We start from the raw sequence: 14,379 nt of genomic DNA, 5'->3' as shown, positions 1-14,379 counted from the left end.
CTGCAGGCTCGGGCATTCAGCCGCTCAATAGATCCCGTTCGGAAAATAGCGCAGGTAGATCTCCTCGAGCCTGCCGCTGCGCGAGAGTGCCAGCAGGGCATGGTCGATCGCCTGGGTCAGGGCGGGCTCGCTCTTTCGGTTGACGATCGTCAGCCCTTCGCCAAGGAAGCGGCGCGAAAAATAGGCGCCGTCCATCAGACCGCAGCAGCCTGCGGCCACGCCGCCGGAAACCCAGAAGGAGAGTTGCATGCCGTCTGAAAAGGCGGCCACAACCCTGCCCTCCCGCAGCGCAGAGAGCATTGCTTCCCGATCGGGAAAGGCCATGGCTCTGAGCCGAGGGAAGAAGGCCTTGAACATGGCTTCGTGCGTCGTGCCGGAGACAACGCCTACAGGCTTGCCGGCGAGGTCGGCCGGGCTTTCCACGCCATTTGCCGCCTTGGTGTTGAGGGCGAACCGCGCCGGCAATTGCATGAAGGCCCGGGAAAAGGCAAAACGCTGCCTGAGCTCCGGCGTGACGGCTACGCCGGCGGCGATCGCCTCGCCACGCCCCTCTTCCAGCGCGGGCGCCAGTTCCTCATAGGTCACCGCCTGGATCTGGCATTTCGGCTCGATTTCAAGCTCCCGGCAGATTTCGCGGGCGAGGTCGACATGGAAGCCCGAGAGCTTTCCGGACTGGTCGATAAAATTGAAGGGCGGGAAATCGACGGTGGTGAGGAAGCGCAAACGCGGCAAGGCGCTCAAGTCGGGTTTGGCGATGCGCTCGCGGGCGTCGAAAAGCAGAGGGAGGTCCTTCGACTCGGCGAGCGCCCCACCGGCCGCAAGCGACGCGCAAACGGTCAGGAGACCCAGCATCGCCCAAAACAGGGCATGGATTCGATTTGCCACGCTCAAACGGTCACCGGCAGGAAAAATGGAGCGGGTGATCGGGATCGAACCGACGACATCAAGCTTGGGAAGCTGGCGTTCTACCACTGAACTACACCCGCGTCAGAAGCGGAAATTTCCTCAATGGCCGCGATCTGTCAAGCACAATGCTCACTCGGCGCGAAAATGCTTGGAGAGCTTGAGCCCCTGCGCCTGATAATTCGACCCGAGATCGAGACCGTAAAGCCCGTCGGGCCGCTCCAGCATGTGCTCGTAGATCAGGCGGCCGACGATCTGCCCGTGTTCGAGAATGAAGGGTACCTCGTGGCTGCGGACCTCGAGCACGGCGCGGCTGCCGCTGCCGCCCGCGGAGGCATGGCCGAAGCCAGGATCGAAAAAGCCGGCATAGTGGACGCGGAATTCGCCGACGAGCGGATCGAAGGGCGTCATCTCGGCAGCGTAAAGCGGCGGCACGTGCACTGCCTCGCGCGAGACGAGGATGTAGAATTCGTCCGGATCGAGGATCAGATCGTCACGACCGCGGCTATAGAGCGGTTCCCAGAAGTCGAAGACCGGGTGTTGGGCTTTCTTGTCGACGTCGACGACCGAGGTGTGGTGCTTGCCGCGATAGCCGATCAGCCCATCCGGGCCGGTGCCCTTGAGGTCGATCGAAAGCGCGATGCCGCCGCCGGTGATGTTTGGCCGCTCGCTGGCAACGAGCGTATCGCTCTCGTGCAGCGCCAGCAACTCCTGTTCGGAGAGCACCGATTGCCCTACACGGAAGCGGATTTGCGAGAGCCGCGAGCCGCGCCGCACGACGATCGGGAAGGTCCGCGGGCTGATTTCGAGATAGAGCGGGCCGCTATAGCCGGCCGGAATCTTGTCGAACTCCTGTGCCCGGTCGGTGATGACGCGGGTAAAGATATCCAGCCGTCCGGTCGAGCTCTTCGGATTGGCCGAGGCCGACATGTTTTCCGTAAGTGCAAGGCTCTCCATCAGCGGCACGATGTAGACGCAACCCGTTTCCAGTACCGCACCTTCGCTGAGATCGACGACGTGCAGCTTCAGTCGATCGAGCTTGTCGGCTACCAGATGGGCCGGCCCCGGCATGAAACTCGCACGCACCCGGAATGCCCTGGAACCAAGGCGAAGATCCAGGCTGGCCGGCTGGATCTGGTCATGATCCAGCGCCCTTTCGCTCTTCAACCGTCCCGACGCATGCAGCGCGGCAATCGCGCGGTCCGCCAAAATCCCTGTTTCCCGGGCCATTGCGATCCTCTTGTCAACCTGCCAGACAAAACCAAACTCCGGGAATTGACGCAAGCACAGCCAAGCAGTATTGGAGCTTTATCCCGTGGTGATTTGGCCGGTCGGCTTGCAGCCACGTTAAACAAATAGCTAAAAAGGCCGGGTTTCGAACCGGCCGTTTTGCGGCCGGTTTTTTGTTTTTGAAAGTGATTGTCCGATGAGCAAGAACTGGCGCCCGGCAACCCAACTCGTCCATGGCGGGACCATCCGCTCCCAACACGGCGAGACCTCCGAAGCGATCTTTCTGACGCAAGGCTTCGTCTACGAGAACTCGGAAGCCGCGGAAGCGCGCTTCAAGGGCGAGACCGACGGTTTCATATACGCGCGCTACGGCAGCCCGACCAACGACATGTTCGAGAAGCGCATGTGCATGCTCGAGGGCGCCGAGGACGCGCGCGCCACCGCCTCCGGCATGGCGGCGGTTTCCGCGGCGATCCTCTGCCAGGTGAAGGCCGGCGACCACATCGTTGCCGCACGTGCGCTGTTCGGCTCCTGTCGCTGGGTGGTGGAGACGCTGGCGCCGAAATACGGCGTCGAATGCACGCTCGTCGACGGCCGCGATCTTGCCAATTGGGAAAAGGCGATCCGCCCGAACACCAAGGTCTTCTTCCTCGAAAGCCCGACCAATCCCACGCTGGAAGTCATCGACATCGCCGGCGTCGCCCGGCTCGCCGAGCAGATCGACGCCAAGCTGGTGGTCGACAACGTTTTCGCGACGCCGCTCTTCCAGAAACCGTTGGAGCTCGGCGCCCATGTCGTCGTCTATTCCGCGACGAAGCACATTGACGGCCAGGGCCGCTGCCTTGGCGGCGTGGTGCTCTCCAGCAAGGCGTGGATCGACGAGAACCTGCACGATTATTTCCGCCACACCGGTCCGGCCATGTCGCCCTTCAATGCCTGGACACTGCTGAAGGGCATCGAAACCCTGCCGCTGCGTGTAAGGCAGCAGACGGATAATGCCCGTCGCATCGCAGATTTCCTCGCCGAGCAGCCGCAGGTCGCTCGTGTCCTCTATCCGGGCCGCAAGGATCATCCGCAGGCCGACATCATCGCCAAGCAGATGAGCGGCGGTTCGACGCTTGTGGCCTTCGAACTCAAGGGCGGCAAAGAGGCGGCCTTCGCGCTGCAGAATGCGCTCGAGATCGTGAGAATCTCCAACAATCTCGGCGATGCCAAGAGCCTGATCACGCATCCGGCCACGACGACGCACAAGAACCTCTCCGACGAAGCCCGTGCCGAACTCGGCATTTCCGCCGGCACGGTCCGCCTTTCGGCGGGCATCGAGGATGGCGACGACCTCATCGAGGATTTCGCGCAGGCGCTGAAGGGCGTCAAAGCCTGAGAGTGTTTTAGCCGCCCGCGTTTCTTGCGGGCGGCTTTTCATTGTTTGCCTTGGAAAGCGAGGCGCGCCAGCACGATCCGCGCCAAAGCGGTGTAAAGGCAGACGGCGGCGAAGAGCGCGGCAAGAGCCGGGAACCAGGAAGGAAAAAGACAGCAGGCGAGTAGGAAGACGATCGTCTCCGTCGCCTCGGCAATCCCCGTCGTGAAATAAAGCGACTTTGCGCCCCGCACCTCTGTCGTCATCGCCCGCTTTTCCGCCATGACGGCAAAGGCGAGGAAAGTCGAGCCGTTGACATAGAAGGCAAACAGCAGAAAGCCGCCAGCCAGGCCGTTGGCTGACGGGTCCGCGATTACGAAGGCGAGCGGGATCGCGCCGTAGAAGGCGAAGTCGAGGACGATGTCGAGAAAGCCCCCGAAATCGGTCTTGCGGCTGGCGCGGGCGACTGCACCGTCGAGCCCGTCGCATAGCCGGCTGAACAGGATGAAGGCCGCGCCGGAGAGATAGGATTCAAAGGCAATGAGGATGGCGGCCACAAAGCCGAGCAGAAGGCCCGAAATGGTCACCATATCGGCGCCGACGCCATGGTTTGCCAGCGCCATGCCGATCCGATCCAGTATTGGTTCGAGCCGCCTGCGCACAGCCCCGTCGAGCATGTCCCTCTCCTTCAAGTGAAAATTGTATACGACTCGGGCGATCTTGCCGTTATTCTTCACGAAACCTTATTGCTATAGGATATCTGCACGGAATTGGAACAGGATGTCGAAACATGTACCGCGCACTCACTCGCGACATAGAAGTCACGGTAGAGCCGTACTATCTGGAAGAGCAGTCTGACCCCGACGACAGCCGTTACGTCTGGGGGTACCGCATCGTCATATCGAACCATTCCGACATCGCGGTTCGACTGATGACCCGCTATTGGCATATCACCGACGAGAACGGTCAGGTGGACGAGGTCAGCGGCCCCGGCGTGATCGGCGAACAGCCGCTGCTGAATCCGGGCGACACTTACGAATATTCTTCCGGCTGCCCGCTGGACACACCGTCCGGTGTCATGTTCGGCCACTACAGTATGGAGAGTGAGGACGGGGAGACCTTCAACGTCGCGATCCCGGCCTTTTCGCTGGATACGCCCGGGCAAGTGCGGACACTGAACTGACGTTTCGCGAGCTGTCGCGGGTCGCACATGCGCCCCGCCTCTGTTAATGAGACCGCACCTCGGTCGCCTCGAAACGGTAGGTGGTGGAGCAGAATTCGCAGGTCACCTTGATCAGCCCGTCCTCGATGCTGCTGTCGATGTCCTCCTGGCTCAGTCCCTCCAGCACATTTCGGATCTTGTCGCGCGAGCAGCTGCAGCGGTCATAAACCGCCTGAGGCTGGTAGACCCGGACACCGCGCTCATGAAACAGCCGGTAGAGCAACCGTTCGGTGCCGACGGTCGGGTCGGTGAGTTCGTCGGTATCGACCGTTTCGACCATTACCTTGGCTTCCGTCCAGAGATCATCCTCCTCGAAGATGCCGTTGCTGCCATCGTCGCCATCGCCGCCGTGCAGGTCCGGTTGGCGCATCCGCTCTGGAGCTTCGGGCAGGAATTGCGCCACCACGCCGCCGGCGCGCCAGCGGTGCCGCGGCCTGCCGTTTTCGTCCCGGTCTAGAAGTTCGGCAACGCCCAGGCGCACCTTCGTCGGGATCTGCTCCGACTGGCGAAAATAGACGTCGGCGATCTCCTCGAGCGTCGCACCATCGAGGGCGACGATTCCCTGATAGCGCTGCGTATGGGCGCCCTGATCGATGGTGAAGGCAAGAATGCCCTTGCCTAGCAGCTCGTGCGGCTGTGTGCGGCCGCCCTTCTCGGCGGCGGCGAGCGCCTCCTCATCGAAGCGCGCATAGGCACGGACTCGGTCGGGAGTCGAAAAATCGGCAACGACGAGGTCGACCGGCCCATCACTCTGCGTCTGCACGATGAGCTTGCCTTCGAATTTCAGCGAGGTGCCGAGCAAAACCGTCAGCACTACCGTTTCGGCAAGGAGCCGTGCAACCGGAAGCGGATAGTTGTGCCGCTCGAGGATAGTGTCGAGCATCGGACCGAGTTGAACGGCGCGGCCGCGGACGTCGAGACCCTCGACATGAAAAGGCACGACATGATCGTCACCGGCGAAATCGAACTCGCCCAGCCCCGGTGCTATCTCTGTCATTGCTTGCTCCTTGTCTCGCAGTCGCCGGTCGCCACGAGGGCATCGACCGCCCCCGTGCAACCTGCCCGTTATCCCATTTGATCCCGCTGTGAACGGATTTGTCCAGAGGTCGCAGCCCTTCGCCGGTGCCTCTGCAAACGCAGCCTCGACCGTCTGGACCCTGGCCCCCTGGGCTGCGCGCGCGGCACTCATGCCGGAGCCGCCCTCCATATCGTCTAGATTGTGTCGGACCGAGCCGGATTCAAGCCTCCGCCGTCCTCTTCATCTCAACTGGCCCGAGACGCCGTCAAACAGCGCCAAGGCACCAGGCGAGGATCGATTTTTGCGCATGCAGCCGATTTTCCGCCTCGTCGAAGACGACCGATTGCGGGCCGTCGATCACCTCATCCGTGACCTCCTCGCCGCGATGTGCAGGCAGGCAATGCATGAACAGCGCGTCGGGTGCCGCATGCTTCATCAACGCCTCGTTGACCTGATAGGGCTGGAAGACATTGTGGCCGCGGGCGCGGTGCTCCTGATTCATTGAGATCCAGGTGTCGGTGACGACGCAATCGGCACCGGCAATGGCCTGTTCCGGCTCGTGGCAAAGCAGGACCTCTCCGCCGTTGTTCCGAGCCCAGTTGAGGAACTTGTCCTGCGGCTCGGAGCCGAACGGAACCGCCATGTTCATCCGGTAGCCGAAGCGCGCCGTACCTTCGATGAGCGAATGCAGCACGTTGTTGCCGTCGCCCGTCCAGGCAATCGTCTTGCCTGTGACCGGCCCGCGGTGCTCCTCGAAGGTCATGATGTCGGCCATTATCTGACAGGGATGCGTGTCGTCAGTCAGGCCATTGATGACCGGCACGGTCGCGTGCTCGGCCATTTCAAGGAGCCGGCGATGGTCGGTCGTGCGAATCATGATCGCATCGACGTAGCGCGAGAGAACCTTCGCCGTGTCGCCGATGGTTTCGGCCCGGCCCAGTTGCATTTCCGTGCCCGAAAGAAACAGCGTCTCGCCGCCGAGCTGGCGCATCCCGACGTCGAAGGAGACGCGCGTACGGGTCGACGGCTTCTCGAAGATCATCGCCAGCATCTTGCCGGCGAGCGGCTTGTCGGCCGTTCCGGCCTTGGTCGCCGACTTGCGCATGCGGGCATCGTCAATGATGATCCTGAGATCGGCGGACGTCATGGCCGAAAGATCGAGAAAATGTCTGGTGGCGGTCATGTGTCTGTATTTCCTGTCGTAATTCCCTAGTCATGTGGCCCCGGCGCCCGCCGGAGCGGCTCGTCGCAGCCTCAAGCGGCGGCTGTGCCGCCTGCGGCCCTCACTGCCTCGGCGGCGCGCTCGACCCGCGCGAGCCCCTCCCTTGCCTCAGCCGCCGTGACGATCAGCGGAGGCAAGAGGCGCAGTACGTTTTCGCCGGCCGGAACCGCGAGCAACCTTTCGGCCCGGATCGCCTTCAGAAGGTCGGTGGAGGGCACTTTCGCCTTGATGCCGAGCATCAGGCCGTCGCCGCGGACCTCTTCGATAACGTCGGGGAAGCGATCCTTGAGCGAAGCGAGCCCTTGGCGGAAGACGAGTGCGACGTCGCGCACATTGTCGAGGAAGCCCTCGGCAAGGACCACGTCGAGCACCGCGTTGCCGACGGCCATCGCCAGCGGATTGCCGCCATAGGTCGAGCCGTGCGTGCCGGCCAACATGCCTGCGGCGGCCGCCTCCGTCGCCAGGCATGCGCCGAGCGGAAAGCCGCCGCCAATCCCCTTGGCGACGGCCATGATGTCGGGCCGGATGCCTGCCCACTCATAGGCGAAGAGCTTGCCGGTGCGGCCCACACCGCACTGCACTTCATCCAGGATCAACATGAGGCCGAATTCGTCGCAGAGGGCACGCAGCTCCTGCAGGAACTCCTTTGACGCCAGACGCACCCCACCCTCGCCCTGGATAGGCTCGACCAGGATCGCCGCGGTCTCGTCGTTGATCGCGCTCTTGACGGCGGCGATGTCCCCGAACGGCACCTGATAGAAGCCGGGCGCCTTCGGTCCGAAGCCTTCGATGTATTTCTGCTGACCGCCGGCGGCGATCGTAGCGATGGTGCGGCCGTGGAAGGCCCCCTCGAACGTGATGATATGGAACCGCTCCGGATGACCCTTGGCGAAATGGTAGCGGCGCGCCGTCTTGATCGCACACTCTAGCGCCTCGGCGCCCGAATTGGTGAAGAACACCCGGTCGGCGAAGGTGACCGCCGTCAGCCGCCGCGCAAGGCTTTCCTGCCCCGGAACGTCATAGAGATTGGAAACGTGCCAGAGTTTCTCCGCCTGGGCCTTCAGCGCCTCGACGAGATGCGGATGGGCATGGCCGAGCGAGTTGACGGCGACTCCGGCGGCGAAATCGAGATAGCGCGTCCCGTCTTCGGCGACCAGCCAGACGCCCTCACCTCGCTCGAAACGCAACGGCGCGCGCAAATAGGTGTCGTAGAGCGGCGTTGTTGCGGCCATTTGGGCTTCTCCTTCCTCGGCATCACTATCGGACTGTTCGATTGTCTGCCTGAAAAAAATCAAAATGCCGCCTTTCGGCGGCGCTGGCACTATTCCTATTTCGCAGCGCAATGTCAACAAAACCAAGGCCTGCGGCCGCTCGGGGAGAGCAGATTCCGTAGTGCGAAAAATTCGCGTCACGGGGCTTGCAAAAATGCAACTATGAGACAGCAAGTTGGGGAAAACTGCGAAATCGATTCGGCGCGATTCCAGCGACTCTTGCCACGGAGTCACCCTGCCGGTAGGTTAAGATTTAATTACTAGACGCATGCGGCGGACCTAGTCACCAAAATGGTTATCGCGTTGTAACTCCAGGTTTTTTCTGGGGGGACGGTGATGGATTCTGCCATCCCAACGCCGAGAACGGGGAGTGCAGATATGAACTGGACGGACGAGCGGGTCGAGAAACTGAAGAAGCTGTGGTCCGAGGGCCTGAGCGCCAGCCAGATTGCGGCGCAATTGGGCGGCGTCAGCCGCAATGCCGTCATCGGCAAGGTACACCGGTTGAGCCTGCCGGGCCGCGCAAAGGCGGGAGGGACCACCACGCCCGCGCGTCCCAAGCGGACGACCTCGGCGCCGCGTGCACCGAACTACGCCGCTCGCGCCGTCACCCGCACTGTCGCCCGCCCTTCCGGTGCGACGGTCCTCAAAGAAGAGGTCGCCGTCGACCTGGTGGCCGAACAGGAATTCGAACTCGCAGCGAATATCGTCGTGCCGATGTCGCGCCGCTTGGAGCTGACGCAGCTCACCGAGCGGACGTGCAAGTGGCCGATCGGTGATCCGCTGAAGGAGGAGTTTCACTTCTGCGGCAACGACTCGCCGGAATCCTCGCCCTATTGCAGCTATCATGCGCGGCTTGCCTACCAGCCTTCGGCGGAACGCCGGCGCATCCGCTGACGTTCGATCTCGAAAAATCTCGATCACGAAGCAACGCTGAAAGGGCCCCACGGGCCCTTTTTTCTTGGCAACTCGCATTGAATTGGAGCCTACCCTTCGAGCGAATAACCGGCGCCGCGCACCGTCCTGATCACGTCGGGCATGTTTGAAAAGTTCAGCGCCTTGCGCAGGCGGCCGACATGGACGTCGACCGTGCGCTCGTCGACGTAGATGTCATGGCCCCAGACGCCGTCTAGCAGTTGTGAGCGGGAGAACACCCGTCCCGGCGAAGACATGAGGAACTCAAGCAGCCGGAACTCCGTCGGTCCGAGCCGGACCTCGCGGCTGCGGCGATGGACGCGATGCGTCTCGCGATCGAGTTCGATGTCGCCGCAGCGAAGCACCGTCGACAGGACCTCCGGTTTGGCGCGCCTGAGCATCGCCTTGACCCGCGCCATCAGTTCCGGCGTCGAAAATGGTTTGACGACATAGTCGTCGGCGCCGGTTGCGAGCCCCCGCACGCGCTCGCTCTCCTCGCCGCGCGCCGTCAGCATGATGATCGGCAAACGCTCCGTTTCCGGCCTTTGTCGGAGCCTGCGGCAAAGCTCGATGCCGGAGACGCCTGGCAACATCCAATCGAGGATCAAGAGGTCGGGCAGCCGTTCCTGCAGGCGGATTTCAGCCTCGTCGCCGCGAAGGATCGTATCGACCTCGAAGCCTTCGGCTTCGAGGTTGTAGCGCAGCAATACGCTCAATGCTTCCTCGTCTTCAACAACAGCTATCTTCGGCAACATCTAAGCTACAACTCCTTGCCTCAATCCATCAGTTGAAAGGCGCCCCCCTCTCCTTCTCCGCTTCAGTCTGTCACCGACCCCATTGTCGCTGTCGTATCGTCCTTCGGCCGCTCGCCCTGCGGCTGGGCACCAGTCGCCATATAGTAGATCGTCTCGGCAATATTGGTCGCATGGTCGCCGATCCGCTCGATGTTCTTGGCGCAGAAAAGAAGATGCGTGCAAGGTGTGATGTTGCGCGGGTCCTCCATCATATAGGTGAGCAATTCCCGGAAAAGCGACGTGTAGATCGCATCGATCTCTTCGTCCCGCTGGCGGATGCTGTTTGCCTTCTCCGGCGAGCGGGAAGCAAAGACGTCAAGTACTTCCTTGAGCTGGACCAGAGCGAGTTCGGCCAGATGCTCAAGGCCCCGCGCGAGCTTGCGCGGAATTCCAGAGCCGGCTACCGCGATCACGCGCTTCGCCGTGTTCTTGCCAAGATCGCCGACGCGCTCCAGGTCGGCCGCAATGCGGATGGAGCCCATGATTTCGCGCAGGTCCGCGGCCATGGGCTGGCGCTTGGCTATGGTGACGATCGCCTTCTCGCCGATCTGGCGTTCGGCCTCGTCGAGCATGGCATCGTCCGAAATGACCTTCTGGGCGAGCGCCAAGTCGGAATTGACCAGTGCCCGCACGGAGTCGGCCACCATTTGCTCGGCCAGCCCACCCATCTCGGAGATACGGCGCGTGAGATACTTCAACTCTTCGTCGAAGGCGGACATGATGTGTGGATGAGTCATCTTCTATTCCTCGGGAACGCGCTCGATCGGTTCCAACAGGTTAGCGGGCGTATGCGAGCGGTTCCGCTTAGCCGAACCGGCCCATGATGTAGTCCTGCGTGCGTTGGTCGTCCGGATTGGTGAAGATCTTATCGGTGTCGTCCACTTCAACCAGATTGCCAAGGTGGAACATCGCCGTACGCTGCGACACGCGTGCCGCCTGCTGCATCGAGTGGGTTACAATAACGATGGTGAAGTTCTCGCGAAGCTCGTGGATCAGTTCCTCGACCTTGGCGGTGGCGATCGGATCAAGTGCCGAGCAGGGTTCATCCATGAGGATGACTTCCGGGCTGACGGCGACGGCGCGAGCAATGCAAAGGCGCTGCTGCTGGCCGCCGGAGAGGCCGGTACCCGGAGCGTCCAGGCGATCCTTCACTTCGTTCCAAAGGCCGGCTTTCTGAAGGGCGGAGGCGACAATGTCATCGAGGTCCGACTTCCTGGAGGCCAGGCCGTGTATGCGTGGACCGTAGGCGACGTTTTCGTAGATCGACTTCGGGAAGGGGTTCGGCTTCTGGAAGACCATGCCGACCTTGGCGCGCAACTGCACCGGATCCACCTTCGGATCGTAGATATCTTCGCCGTCAATTGCGATATGGCCCTCGACCCGGCAACTGCTGATCGTGTCGTTCATCCGATTGATGCACCGCAGGAAGGTCGACTTGCCGCAACCGGACGGGCCGATGAAGGCGGTTACGGAGCGGGGATGTATCTCGATGTCGACGTCCTTAATGGCGTGTTTGTCGCCATAATAGACCTGCACACCGCGGGCGGAAATCTTCGATGGGTTCATGGTGGCAGCCTTCGTCTTCATCGTCGTAGTCATAGCGGACATATTGTTCATCATAGCGCTCCTTTCTACCAGCGACGCTCGAAGCGGCGGCGAAGTATGATTGCAATCAAGTTCATTGCGACCAGGAACACCAGCAGCACGATGATTGCACCCGAAGCACGCTCCACGAAGGCAGGGTCGCCGCGCTGCGTCCAGTTATAGACCTGAACCGGCAAGGCGGAAGCCGGGTCGAAAAAGCCTTCCGGCGGCGCTGCGGGATATTCGCGAACGAAGGCGACCATGCCGATCAGCAGCAGCGGTGCCGTTTCGCCGAGGGCCTGGGCAAGACCGATGATCGTACCGGTCAGGATTCCCGGCATGGCGAGCGGCAGAACGTGGTGAAACACGGACTGCATCTTCGATGCACCGACGCCGAGTGCGGCGTCACGGATCGAGGGCGGCACTGCCTTCAGCGCAGCGCGCGTGGCAATGATGATCGTCGGAAGAGTCATCAGAGTGAGCACGAGACCGCCGACGATCGGAGCCGATTGAGGCAGCCCGACGAAGTTGATGAACACCGCCAGACCGAGGATACCGAAGACGATCGAGGGGACGGCGGCAAGGTTCGCAATATTGACCTCGATGAGATCGGTAAAGCGATTCTGCGGTGCGAACTCTTCGAGATATATCGAGGCAGCCACGCCGAGCGGCAGCGACAGGACCAGCACGATCAGCATCATGTAAGCCGAGCCGAGAATGGCTACGCCCAGACCGGACGCTTCGGGACGGGTGTCGGACGCGTCAGGCGCTGTGAAGAAATCCCAGTTGAATTTTGTAGTGAGAATCCCGGCCTGCCTCAGCTCGTCGGCGAGCATCAGCTGCTCCGGGGAGACGTTCCGGTCGAGCTGCGCGCTTTCCATCGTCACGCGGTCCTTGTAGTACCCGTCGATACGGCCCGAGGCGAGGAGATCGAAAGACACTGTGTCGCCGATGACCGACGGATCCGCGATCACATAGCGGCGCAGGTTGGCCGGGGCTTCCTTGGAAATTAGTTCGGACGCGCCCTTGGCGTTCAAGCCCTCGATGGAAATGCCCTTTGCAGCCATGGCGTCGGTCAGCGCTTTCTGGATCAGGGGCGCGTAAGAAAAGGTGGTGACCTTGGCGATAGCCTCAGGATCGCGATTGCCCTGCTTGTCCAGCTTGGCCGGATCGAGGTAGACGTCCAGAGTGACGTAGGTCTGCCGGAAGGCAGACAGTCCGTTCGAGAGAATGGATGCCAGCAGCCCGACGAGCGCGAGAATGCTGATCGCAACCGCGATCTTGCCCATCAGCCGAAACCGGGCTTCCGCCGCATGGCGCCGGCGGGTCCGCGCGTCTACAGTCAGGATAGACTTTGACCGCGATACTGTCTCGCGATTGGCTGAAACGGAGACGTCGGTCATTCGTACTGCTCCCGGTATTTGCGAACGATGTAGAGGGCGAGCACGTTAAGCCCGAGCGTGAAAACGAAGAGGGTGAGGCCGAGGGCGAAGGCGACCAGCGTCTCGGGACTGGCGAATTCGGTGTCGCCGGTAAGCTGGCTGACGATCTTCACCGTCACCGTCGTCATCGCTTCGAAGGGATTGAGGTCGAGTTTCGCGGCCGCGCCTGCACCAAGGACGACAATCATCGTTTCGCCGATCGCGCGGCTGGCCGCCAGCAGGATGGCGCCGACGATTCCCGGCAAGGCTGCCGGCAGAATGACCTTCTTGATCGTCTCGGATTGCGTCGCGCCAAGGCCGTAGGAACCGTCGCGCAACGCCTGCGGCACCGCGTTCATAATGTCATCGGAGAGCGAGCTGACGAACGGGATGATCATAATGCCCATCACGATACCTGCAGTCAGCACCGAGGAGGACGAGCTGCCGAGGCCAAGCGGCTGGGCAAACCAGTCGCGAAGGAAAGGACCGACGGTGATCAGCGCGAAAAGACCGTAGACAATCGTCGGAATGCCGGCGAGGACCTCGATCGCCGGCTTGGCGACACTCCGCAGCGACTTGCTCGCATATTCGGAAAGGTAGATCGCGATCAAAAGACCGATCGGGACAGCCACCAGGAGGGCAATCAGCGAAATGTAGAACGTGCCCCATAGCAGCGGCAGGATGCCAAGTTCCGAACCGCCGCGGAACTGCGGGTTCCAAACGGTCGAGAAGAAGAACTCGGACGCCGGATACATCCTGAAGAAGTTGATGCTCTCGAAGACCAGCGATGCGACGATCCCGACGGTGGTCAGGATCGCAATCGTCGACGAACCGATCAAAAGGGACTTGATAAAGCCCTCGCTGATATTGCGGGCGCGCAAATCGGGGCGGATGCGCATGAAGGACCATGCCCCAAGCCCCATGGAGAGGGCGATGACGGCGATGGCCATTGCGGTCGAGCCGACCTTGGTGTCTTGGCGATAGACTTTTGCAGCTTCGAAGACTTCGGTCGGAACGTCGTTTCCGAGCGCGATGCCGACTTCGGCGAGGCGGTCGCGGATGGTGGAGAAATCCACACTGCCATCGATGAGGGCGCCTTCGTCCAGAGCATTCCTGGCAAGCACCGCATCAAGACCGCCGGCGATGCGGCGAACGTCCGATATGACCAGGCTTCGGGCGCCACCTTCGGGGATGACACTGTCCGGGATCATGCCGTCGACGCGGGCGTCGATAACCACCGGCTGGACGAACAGCCAGGCGATCAGGAGCAGAAAGGCCGGCACCGCGGCGAACAGAGCGACCGTCTGGCCATAGTAGCCGGGAAGGGAGTGAAGTTTTCCGCCGCTCTCGGCTGCAAGAGACAGGGCGCGCCGCCTGCCGAGGAAATAGCCGAGTGCTGAAAGCGCCAGCACGACAAGGATAATGATGCTCACACTCATCCT

Annotated in this window: 14 protein-coding genes, 1 tRNA gene and 1 riboswitch; of the genes, 3 read left to right on the top strand and 12 right to left on the bottom strand. The window is 61.9% G+C overall.

All coding sequences use genetic code 11. The features are described from left to right. Positions 1-24: 24 nt before the first annotated feature. The 3 genes from SJ05684_RS00655 to SJ05684_RS00645 form a co-directional block, all read right to left on the bottom strand. Positions 25-852 (bottom strand): transporter substrate-binding domain-containing protein, encoded by an 828-nt coding sequence (locus SJ05684_RS00655; RefSeq protein ID WP_083846107.1) that lies wholly within the window; start codon positions 850-852, stop codon positions 25-27. 59 nt (positions 853-911) lie between these two features. Further along, positions 912-986, bottom strand: a tRNA-Gly gene (locus tag SJ05684_RS00650). 49 nt (positions 987-1,035) lie between these two features. Further along, the gene (locus SJ05684_RS00645; RefSeq protein WP_034853945.1) at positions 1,036-2,133 is read right to left on the bottom strand and encodes a 2'-deoxycytidine 5'-triphosphate deaminase; all 1,098 of its coding nucleotides are present in this window, start codon (positions 2,131-2,133) and stop codon (positions 1,036-1,038) included. Positions 2,134-2,208: 75 nt separating this feature from the next. Continuing rightward, positions 2,209-2,287: riboswitch (SAM riboswitch) on the top strand. A 42-nt stretch (positions 2,288-2,329) separates the two neighbouring features. On the opposite strand from SJ05684_RS00645, the gene SJ05684_RS00640 reads away from it, so the two are divergent. Next, positions 2,330-3,514, top strand: a complete 1,185-nt coding sequence (locus tag SJ05684_RS00640) for an O-succinylhomoserine sulfhydrylase (RefSeq protein ID WP_034853943.1) — start codon at positions 2,330-2,332, stop codon at positions 3,512-3,514. A gap of 38 nt (positions 3,515-3,552) precedes the next feature. Here the strand turns inward: SJ05684_RS00640 and SJ05684_RS00635 are convergent, their stop codons facing one another. Continuing rightward, entirely contained in the window at positions 3,553-4,167 is a 615-nt protein-coding gene (locus tag SJ05684_RS00635; RefSeq protein WP_034853941.1) for a CDP-alcohol phosphatidyltransferase family protein, read from the bottom strand. Between the two features lie 113 nt (positions 4,168-4,280). On the opposite strand from SJ05684_RS00635, the gene apaG reads away from it, so the two are divergent. After that, the gene (gene apaG / locus SJ05684_RS00630) at positions 4,281-4,673 is read left to right on the top strand and encodes a Co2+/Mg2+ efflux facilitator ApaG/CorD (RefSeq protein WP_034853938.1); all 393 of its coding nucleotides are present in this window, start codon (positions 4,281-4,283) and stop codon (positions 4,671-4,673) included. A gap of 43 nt (positions 4,674-4,716) precedes the next feature. Here the strand turns inward: apaG and SJ05684_RS00625 are convergent, their stop codons facing one another. From SJ05684_RS00625 to SJ05684_RS00615, 3 genes are all read right to left on the bottom strand, one after another. After that, a complete protein-coding gene (locus SJ05684_RS00625; RefSeq protein ID WP_034853936.1) occupies positions 4,717-5,709 on the bottom strand; it encodes an Hsp33 family molecular chaperone in 993 nt (330 codons plus the stop codon). A gap of 286 nt (positions 5,710-5,995) precedes the next feature. Beyond that, entirely contained in the window at positions 5,996-6,913 is a 918-nt protein-coding gene (gene argF, locus SJ05684_RS00620; protein ID WP_034853934.1) for an ornithine carbamoyltransferase, read from the bottom strand. A gap of 71 nt (positions 6,914-6,984) precedes the next feature. Further along, positions 6,985-8,184 carry an aspartate aminotransferase family protein gene (locus SJ05684_RS00615; protein ID WP_034853932.1) on the bottom strand — a complete coding sequence of 400 codons (1,200 nt, stop codon included), beginning with the start codon at positions 8,182-8,184 and terminating at the stop codon, positions 6,985-6,987. Positions 8,185-8,601: 417 nt separating this feature from the next. Here SJ05684_RS00615 and SJ05684_RS00610 point away from each other — a divergent pair, with 417 nt between their 5' ends. Continuing rightward, a complete protein-coding gene (locus tag SJ05684_RS00610) occupies positions 8,602-9,120 on the top strand; it encodes a GcrA family cell cycle regulator (RefSeq protein ID WP_034853930.1) in 519 nt (172 codons plus the stop codon). A gap of 89 nt (positions 9,121-9,209) precedes the next feature. Here SJ05684_RS00610 and phoB read toward each other — a convergent pair whose 3' ends face one another. The 5 genes from phoB to pstC form a co-directional block, all read right to left on the bottom strand. Further along, positions 9,210-9,893, bottom strand: coding sequence for a phosphate regulon transcriptional regulator PhoB (gene phoB / locus SJ05684_RS00605; RefSeq protein ID WP_034853928.1), 684 nt, complete (start codon positions 9,891-9,893; stop codon positions 9,210-9,212). A 62-nt stretch (positions 9,894-9,955) separates the two neighbouring features. Next, positions 9,956-10,669 (bottom strand): phosphate signaling complex protein PhoU, encoded by a 714-nt coding sequence (gene phoU, locus SJ05684_RS00600; protein WP_034853926.1) that lies wholly within the window; start codon positions 10,667-10,669, stop codon positions 9,956-9,958. 67 nt (positions 10,670-10,736) lie between these two features. Then, a complete protein-coding gene (gene pstB, locus SJ05684_RS00595) occupies positions 10,737-11,519 on the bottom strand; it encodes a phosphate ABC transporter ATP-binding protein PstB (RefSeq protein WP_374188704.1) in 783 nt (260 codons plus the stop codon). A 44-nt stretch (positions 11,520-11,563) separates the two neighbouring features. After that, positions 11,564-12,919 (bottom strand): phosphate ABC transporter permease PstA, encoded by a 1,356-nt coding sequence (gene pstA, locus SJ05684_RS00590; RefSeq protein ID WP_034853925.1) that lies wholly within the window; start codon positions 12,917-12,919, stop codon positions 11,564-11,566. Further along, entirely contained in the window at positions 12,916-14,376 is a 1,461-nt protein-coding gene (gene pstC / locus SJ05684_RS00585; RefSeq protein WP_034853923.1) for a phosphate ABC transporter permease subunit PstC, read from the bottom strand. The genes pstA and pstC overlap by 4 nt, the downstream gene beginning before the upstream one ends. Between the last annotated feature and the right edge of the window lie 3 nt (positions 14,377-14,379).

This window comes from Sinorhizobium sojae CCBAU 05684, from assembly GCF_002288525.1.
GTDB classification, from domain to species: Bacteria; Pseudomonadota; Alphaproteobacteria; order Rhizobiales; family Rhizobiaceae; genus Sinorhizobium; species Sinorhizobium sojae.
The sequence above is the reverse complement of the archived record's forward strand: the minus strand, read 5'-3'. Positions and strand labels throughout refer to the sequence as shown.

Excerpts from the sequence above, each read along its gene's own strand:
- SJ05684_RS00655 (WP_083846107.1), bottom strand. The coding sequence starts at position 852 with ATGCTGGGTCTCCTGACCGTTTGCGCGTCGCTTGCGGCCGGTGGGGCG.
- SJ05684_RS00645 (WP_034853945.1), bottom strand. The coding sequence starts at position 2,133 with ATGGCCCGGGAAACAGGGATTTTGGCGGACCGCGCGATTGCCGCGCTG.
- SJ05684_RS00640 (WP_034853943.1), top strand. The coding sequence starts at position 2,330 with ATGAGCAAGAACTGGCGCCCGGCAACCCAACTCGTCCATGGCGGGACC.
- SJ05684_RS00635 (WP_034853941.1), bottom strand. The coding sequence starts at position 4,167 with ATGCTCGACGGGGCTGTGCGCAGGCGGCTCGAACCAATACTGGATCGG.
- apaG (WP_034853938.1), top strand. The coding sequence starts at position 4,281 with ATGTACCGCGCACTCACTCGCGACATAGAAGTCACGGTAGAGCCGTAC.
- SJ05684_RS00625 (WP_034853936.1), bottom strand. The coding sequence starts at position 5,709 with ATGACAGAGATAGCACCGGGGCTGGGCGAGTTCGATTTCGCCGGTGAC.
- argF (WP_034853934.1), bottom strand. The coding sequence starts at position 6,913 with ATGACCGCCACCAGACATTTTCTCGATCTTTCGGCCATGACGTCCGCC.
- SJ05684_RS00615 (WP_034853932.1), bottom strand. The coding sequence starts at position 8,184 with ATGGCCGCAACAACGCCGCTCTACGACACCTATTTGCGCGCGCCGTTG.
- SJ05684_RS00610 (WP_034853930.1), top strand. The coding sequence starts at position 8,602 with ATGAACTGGACGGACGAGCGGGTCGAGAAACTGAAGAAGCTGTGGTCC.
- phoB (WP_034853928.1), bottom strand. The coding sequence starts at position 9,893 with ATGTTGCCGAAGATAGCTGTTGTTGAAGACGAGGAAGCATTGAGCGTA.
- phoU (WP_034853926.1), bottom strand. The coding sequence starts at position 10,669 with ATGACTCATCCACACATCATGTCCGCCTTCGACGAAGAGTTGAAGTAT.
- pstB (WP_374188704.1), bottom strand. The coding sequence starts at position 11,519 with ATGAAGACGAAGGCTGCCACCATGAACCCATCGAAGATTTCCGCCCGC.
- pstA (WP_034853925.1), bottom strand. The coding sequence starts at position 12,919 with ATGACCGACGTCTCCGTTTCAGCCAATCGCGAGACAGTATCGCGGTCA.
- pstC (WP_034853923.1), bottom strand. The coding sequence starts at position 14,376 with ATGAGTGTGAGCATCATTATCCTTGTCGTGCTGGCGCTTTCAGCACTC.